This window comes from uncultured Thiodictyon sp., from assembly GCF_903828115.1.
In the GTDB taxonomy this organism is placed as follows: Bacteria; Pseudomonadota; Gammaproteobacteria; order Chromatiales; family Chromatiaceae; genus Thiodictyon.
Window position 1 is genome coordinate 1 of record NZ_CAIKKU010000360.1, and the last position, 6,131, is coordinate 6,131.

Below are 6,131 nucleotides of genomic sequence, written 5' to 3' on the forward strand. Positions count from 1 at the left end.
CTTCACAGGGGCCGGTTTCGTGCGCACCTTGCGGCCCGCACCAGCGCCTTCCCCTCCACAGGCAGACACCGCGGAACTCGCGGCGTAATGGGCGAGGTTAATCGCCGCATTCAAGTCCCGGTCGTGGCTGGCGCCACAGGCGGGGCAGTCCCAGTGCCGTATGGACAACGGCAGGGAATCCATCTTATGACCGCATCCCGAGCAGATCTTGCTGCTGGGATACCAGCGATCAGCCGCCACCACGACACCGCCGCGCAGGGCGGTCTTGTAGTCCAACTGCCGCCGGAACTCGAAGAAGCTCATGTCCGAGACAGCGCGCGCCAGGTGCCGATTCTGCACCATGCCGCGGACGTTCAGGTCTTCGATGCCGATGGTATGGAAGCGCCGCGCCAAGTCGGACGTGAGTTGGTGCGTGGCGTCCAGGCGCACGTTGGCGATGCGGGCATGAAGGCGGGCCAGCCTGGCCTTGACCTTACGCCAGTTGCGAGAGAATTTTACCTTGCGCGAGAGGCTTCGGTTGAGCCGCTCCATGCGTTTCAATTCCGCCGTGTGGGCCTTGGGGCCGCTGACTTGCTCACCGTTGGAAAGGGTGGCCAGGGTCGTGACACCCAGATCGACACCCACCACGCCTTGGTTCTCGGCGGGACGGGTGAGGGTCTGATCGGTATCCACGACGACGGCGACGAACCAGCGGTCAGCCGTGCGAGAAATCGTTGCCGACAAAATCTTGCCGGGGAAACGCAACGTCTCGCGTATCCGCACCCAGCCCAAATGGGGAAGGCGGATACGCGAACCGTCGAGGACGAATTGCTCATTGTCCAGGGCGAAGCTGTCGTTGCGACCTTTCTTGTGGAAGCGCGGGTACTTGGCGCGCCCGGCAAAAAAGTTCTTGAAGGCCTCGCCCAACTGCATAATGGCTTGCTGGGGCGCGCACTTGGTTACTTTGAGCATCCAGGGGAATTGCTCGCGCTTGATGGCGTTCAACTGCCGACGCAAGGCCGCCTCATTGGGTTTAGCCAAGAGCGGGTTGTCCTGGCACGCCTGGTACTGCTCCTGCCACTGCGCCAGCGCCCAGTTGTAGGCGAAGCGCGCAGTCCCGGCGGCCCGCGCCAAGTAGGTGCGCTGGGTGTTGTTGGGATCGAGCGCGATCTTGTGAGCCAGGATCATCGTTGGGAATCCGCCACGGGCAGCAGCACCGACAAGTCATAGCGTCGCTGGCCACCAGCGGTACGCTCGGCCGTGATCTTGCCGCTGGTTTCCCAGCGGCGCACGGTAGCGGGCGAAACGCCAAGAGCTTCCGCCGCTTCGCCTATCCTTACTTTGTAGACTTTCTTGCTCATGTTTGACAAGAATGTAGAACTTTAATCGCAACAGTTCAAGCCCACCGGGGTGGGAGCCGCCAACAGCGCACCGGCGGGCAGGGCGAGGGCGAGACAGACAATCGGGAGGTAATAGCGGCGGGTCATTGCAGGCTCCGATGATCTCAGGGGCCTTGATTATATACCCGACCCATCAGCCAACGGCGAGGTCTGTGGTCCGCACAGCGGACCCTACGACCCCGCGCCCGTAGGGTCCGCTGTGCGGACCCGCGACCTCCCGTCCGGCAGGGTGGCCGGAGCCTATGATCAAGGCCGGTCACGGGCGTGCTGGACGCGCGCGGGCCGGCCCTACACCGCCCCCCAGACCTCGCGACGGCTCCCGGTCTTGCCGGCCAGGACCTGCTCCAGGGTCTGCAGCGGGTACTTGTGGGTGTGGCCCTTGGCGGCCTGGGCGACCGTGAGCACCTTGTCCTCTGAACTCTGGCCCTTGAGGTCGCCTTTCTCCACGTAGAACTCGTCCATCAGGTTGTTCCAGACGATGCCGTCGTGGTATTGGATCAGGCAATAGCGCTGGTCGCCGATCTGGACCTGGGCACTGGCGGCGATGTCGTCGATATAGAAGATCGGGACGCACCCGGGGGCCAGGTGGCCCTGGAAATATTCGATGAACTGCGGCAGTTCCTTGATGCTCGAGAAGTTGCCGGCGACGAATTGGAGCCGGTCGGCCGTTGCCAGCACCACCGCCTGCTTGAGCAGGGCCTGGGGCGGGTTGCGTTTACGGGCCGCCTCGTCGAACTCTCCGGCCAGTATGATCAGGTCGCCGCGGAAGGCATGGAGCCCGGCGGTGCTGGTCTGGCCCTGGGCGGTGATGAGCCAGTAGCGTTCCTGTTCCTGGTAGGTGTCGAGCAGCATGGGTGATGGTCTCTTAGGTTGGTAACGAGTTAAGGACAAGTCAAACACAATCGTTGTCGTTGTCGTTGTCGTTGTCGTAATCGTAATCGGAGAAGCGATGCACGAAAGAATCCGGGGCGCCAGGATAGCCTCGACAACGACAACGACAACGACAACGACAACGACAACGACAACGACAACGACAACGACAACGAAGTACGATGGGTATCATCAATCGCTGTCGATCACCGTGGTGCGCTTCTCGGTAAGGTACAGGATGCCGTCGCGCTCCTGCACCCGCAGCCGGGTCAGCGACTCGCCCGCGCAGATCTCGCTCAGGCACTCACCGGTCGTCGGTGCATAGGTGATACCGTGCATGGAGCAGCGGATGGACTCGCCGGCGGCGTCGAAGACGTGGCAGTGTTCGCAGTCCAATTCCTTGGGCATGTGCACGCACTGATTCAGATACCCATAGGCGACACCGCGGAAGCGCACCAGGATCGCCTCCCGCGGGTCGCCGCGGTAGCGGACACGGAAGCGGTGTCGGCCCAGTTCCGCCAGGGCGGCGGACGGGCAGATCGGGGCCGCGGTCCGGGGCAGCGGTGCGGACAGGTCCGCGCCCGGTGTCTCAGGCGCCATAGGGCTGGTTGTACCAGTCGCGCAGGACCTTGAGGTCGCGCACGGGGAGGTAGGCGTAGGCGCCGATCAGGTCGTCGTGGACGGCCGTGGCCAAGCGGTGTGAGACCTTGGGGTTGGTCAGCATGTGGAAATACCAGGCGAAGGGGTAGCCGAGCACCCGGTCGAAGCCGTGGATCTGGTTGGCCAGTTGGGCGCCGCGCGCGACCACGCCGTCGGGCAGGGTCGGCGGCACCGCGGCCGACACGGGGACCGGTTTGGCGCTCAGATGGTCGTCACCCTCCTGGTCGCGATATTCGCGGATGGACAGGACCCAGTGCTCGCAGAAGATCGAGGTCTCGCCGGCGCTGCTGCGGTCCCAATCGTCCAGGAAACGGACCAGGCGCGGTCCCGCGTCCGAGGACTCCAGGAGCGCATTCACCGGGACCAGACGGCGAAAGACGAGCCGCGGCGGCCCTACCGGCTCGGGCTCCAGGCGGGGAAAGTCCAGCGGGTCGACGAATTCGGTGATGCTGTCCGGGAACCAGTCCGGGTCCGTGATGCAGCGGTCCAACACCTCCTGCAACTCCTCCACCTCGATCTGGATGAAGTCGCGCGCCGCCGGGCCGGTCGGCACCACCAGATAGTGGGTCTGACCGTTGAGGCGGGTGACGAAGAGCCGCAGGTCCGCGACCTTTTCCATCAGTTCATTGATGTCCCCGCCGGAGATCGACTCGGCCCAGGTCCCCAGGTGCTCGGCGATGCGGCCCCCGTCCAGGTCGACCACCCCGCCCAGGCGGTGCCAGCCGCCCCGGGTCAGGGCGTGCTGGACCTGCGCGCCGGGCAGCAGCCCCTCGATGGCCGCGACCAGGCCCGGGACGCCGGCGCCGGCCGGCAGCGCCGCGCAGGCCTCGGCAACCCGCAGTGCAAGGGTCTGGGACTGGTTGGGGTCAAGGTCGGTCGCTGTCATCTCTTGGCCTTTCTAGCTGGTGGCGAGGTGAAAAAAGAAGGGGATTAGGAACGGTTCACCAATAAGCTAAACAAGTCCGTTAGGGGCTACTTGTCGCCTCGTTGTCGTTGTCGTTGTCGTTGTCGTTGTCGTAATCGAGGTTATCGTAGCGCCCTGAATTCCCGAGCCGGACGGGGCAGGCGCCCCGTCCGTAGCGTGTTCTGCGGACCCGCGGCCACGCGCTTCTGGCCGCCGACGCATCAAACGTTCGGGACGGGGCGAATGCCCCGTCCCGCCCGCCCCCCGGGCGCGGGCCAGGGCGTTATTCTTCATTGCCCGCCGCGGCCCGCGCCTGCGCGGCGGCCCGGACATCCGGGTCGGCGTCCTCCAGCAGGGTCCCCAACTGGCCGATCGGCAGGCGCTCCGCCAGGCGCAGGCGCACCCGCCAGTCGGGGTCGCGCAGCAGGCCGTTGGCCTCCTCGAAGCGGATGCGCCCCGCGACGGTGATACGTACCTCCGCGTCGGGGTCGTTGCGCAGCAGGCCCAGGCTTTCCAGCGGCAGGCGCCCCGCCACGGTGCAGCGTACCTGGCGGTCCGGGTCGCGGATCATCCGGAACAGGCGCCCGATCGGCAGCCGCCGCGCGACATATTGGCGCACCAGGTAGTCCGGGTCCGCGGCCAGCCGCTCCAGGCGTTCGGGGGGCAGGCGGTCGGCGACCATCACCCGCACCTCCCGGTCCGGGTCGCCGATCAGCGGGTCCAGGGCCTCGACCGGCAGGCGGTAGGCGAGTACGCGCCGGACCACCTCGTCCGGGTCATGGATCAGGGACAGGAGTTGGCGCTGGGAGAGATAGCGGGCGGCGATGGCGCGGCGTTCCCAGAAGGCATCGCCCGCGTAGGTGTCCGCCAGGGCCGGGTTGACCCGGAAGAAGCGCTCGATCTGACGCCCGCTCATGGCGCGCACGCACACATCCCCCGGGGTGCAACGCCCCTGGGTGAGCAGGTCGCGCCGGTGGGGGCACTCGGCGCAGTTGGCGATGGGCGTCGCGGACATGCCGGGCGGACTCGCCACTGGCCCAGGGGCGGGTGCCCTACTGGGCACCATGGTCCAGTTCCGCCAGGACCAAGCCGGTGGCGGCGTCCGGATCGGCGGTCAGGCGCAGGCAATGCGCCTGCCCATCGACCAGATAGAGGTTGAAGCCCGCGGCCCGGCGCACCGGCGCCGCGACCCCGACCCCCTCGCCGATGTCCTCGTCCCGGCAGTAGGTGAAATGGATGGGCGCGAGGGTCTCGCGCAGGGCCCCGACGGTCTGCTCGGAGAGGCCCGCACGTTCCACGATCTGCACCACCTGGTCGAGTCGCTCGGTGCTGATCATGCCGGGTCCTCTTCGCTCAAGGCAAAGCGGATACGCTCCTGCGGGGGCTTGCCCATTGCCTTGGCGAGCCACGGCGGGGTCTGGTGGGCCAGGGTCTCCTGGAGCCGGACCATGCGCTCCCGGGCGCTGCCGCCGCCGGAGTCCTTGATCGGGTGGATGTCGAGCTTGATCACCTTGGCCGCGGCCGGCCCGCCGATGGAGGCGACATAGAGGACCTGGCAGTCGCCGATCAGCCCGGCGCGGTAGGCATTCTTGTCCTCGGCACCGGTGTCCTCCACCCGTCGCACGGCGATCAGCCGGCACTGGGTGGCCGAGACCTGGTAGATCAGGAACCGGCGGGCGGCGCCGAAGTGCCCATCCAGGTTCTCGCCGGTGTCCGAGGCGCAGGCGACGCGGATGGAGTCCGGCATGTCGTCGTCGGTGTAGGGATCGAGCGGGGGCGGGGGGGCCGCATCGGTGAGCCCCTCGCCCTTGAGGTAGGTCAGGGCGGCCTTGAGTGCATCGGGGTCGATGTCGCCCAATTCCCCGGCCGCCGCGGTCCGCAGGTCCTTGACCTTGAGGGCGGCGAGCTTCTCCGCCGTCGGCGGCAGCCCGACCGCATCGGCCAGGACCCGGAGCAGCCGCGCCGGGTCGGTCTCCGGCAGTGCGCGGGCGGCCAGGCCGATCCGCAGGGCGAGGTCTTCGGAGATGGGGCTGGGCATGGTTGGTTGTCCGCGAGTGACCTTAAGTGAATACAGATACGGGAAAGAATCGGGAGGGTAGGATGGATCGGCCGGGGCTGGTGGAGGCGCTTCGCTCAATCCATCCTACACCCCGGCCGCCTGAGGAACGGTTCACTAATCAAGTTAAACAATTCCATTCGCTACTGCCTGTAGCGCCGTTGTCGTTGTCGTTGTCGTTGTCGTTGTCGTGATTGAGGTTATCGTACCGCCCCGGATTCTCTTGCACCCCAAAGTGCATCGCTTCTCCGATTACGACAAC

9 protein-coding genes and 1 pseudogene are annotated in these 6,131 nt (G+C 66.4%); 1 reads left to right on the forward strand and 9 read right to left on the reverse strand.

From position 1 onward, the window contains the following. The 3 genes from QZY48_RS13155 to QZY48_RS13165 form a co-directional block, all read right to left on the reverse strand. Nucleotides 1–1,167: RNA-guided endonuclease TnpB family protein (locus QZY48_RS13155; protein ID WP_295431308.1), on the reverse strand; the 1,167-nt coding region annotated here is incomplete at its 3' end. Beyond that, entirely contained in the window at nt 1,164–1,340 is a 177-nt protein-coding gene (locus QZY48_RS13160; protein ID WP_295431309.1) for a helix-turn-helix domain-containing protein, read from the reverse strand. The genes QZY48_RS13155 and QZY48_RS13160, both read right to left, overlap by 4 nt. Nucleotides 1,341–1,667: 327 nt before the next feature. After that, the gene (locus tag QZY48_RS13165; RefSeq protein ID WP_295431310.1) at nt 1,668–2,231 is read right to left on the reverse strand and encodes a hypothetical protein; all 564 of its coding nucleotides are present in this window, start codon (nt 2,229–2,231) and stop codon (nt 1,668–1,670) included. A 97-nt stretch (nt 2,232–2,328) separates the two neighbouring features. Between QZY48_RS13165 and QZY48_RS13170 the strand changes: the two genes are divergently transcribed. Then, complete coding sequence (locus tag QZY48_RS13170; RefSeq protein WP_295431311.1) at nt 2,329–2,574, forward strand: hypothetical protein; 246 nt, start codon at nt 2,329–2,331, stop codon at nt 2,572–2,574. A gap of 29 nt (nt 2,575–2,603) precedes the next feature. On the opposite strand, the pseudogene QZY48_RS13175 reads toward QZY48_RS13170, so the two are convergent. The 6 genes and pseudogenes from QZY48_RS13175 to QZY48_RS13200 all read right to left on the reverse strand — a co-directional run. Continuing rightward, a pseudogene (locus tag QZY48_RS13175) lies at nt 2,604–2,849 on the reverse strand ((2Fe-2S)-binding protein); the annotation flags it as partial. Beyond that, nucleotides 2,839–3,795 (reverse strand): hypothetical protein, encoded by a 957-nt coding sequence (locus QZY48_RS13180; RefSeq protein WP_295431312.1) that lies wholly within the window; start codon nt 3,793–3,795, stop codon nt 2,839–2,841. The gene QZY48_RS13180 and the pseudogene QZY48_RS13175, both read right to left, overlap by 11 nt. A 66-nt stretch (nt 3,796–3,861) precedes the next feature. After that, nucleotides 3,862–4,035 (reverse strand): hypothetical protein, encoded by a 174-nt coding sequence (locus QZY48_RS13185; protein WP_295431313.1) that lies wholly within the window; start codon nt 4,033–4,035, stop codon nt 3,862–3,864. A 61-nt stretch (nt 4,036–4,096) separates the two neighbouring features. Next, the gene (locus tag QZY48_RS13190; protein ID WP_295431314.1) at nt 4,097–4,828 is read right to left on the reverse strand and encodes a 4Fe4S-binding leucine-rich repeat protein; all 732 of its coding nucleotides are present in this window, start codon (nt 4,826–4,828) and stop codon (nt 4,097–4,099) included. 37 nt (nt 4,829–4,865) lie between these two features. Then, nucleotides 4,866–5,150, reverse strand: coding sequence for a hypothetical protein (locus QZY48_RS13195; RefSeq protein ID WP_295431315.1), 285 nt, complete (start codon nt 5,148–5,150; stop codon nt 4,866–4,868). Beyond that, on the reverse strand, nt 5,147–5,851 hold the full coding sequence (locus QZY48_RS13200) for a dinitrogenase iron-molybdenum cofactor biosynthesis protein (RefSeq protein ID WP_295431316.1): 705 nt from the start codon (nt 5,849–5,851) through the stop codon (nt 5,147–5,149). Before QZY48_RS13200 ends, QZY48_RS13195 begins: the two co-directional genes overlap by 4 nt. Nucleotides 5,852–6,131 lie beyond the last annotated feature (280 nt).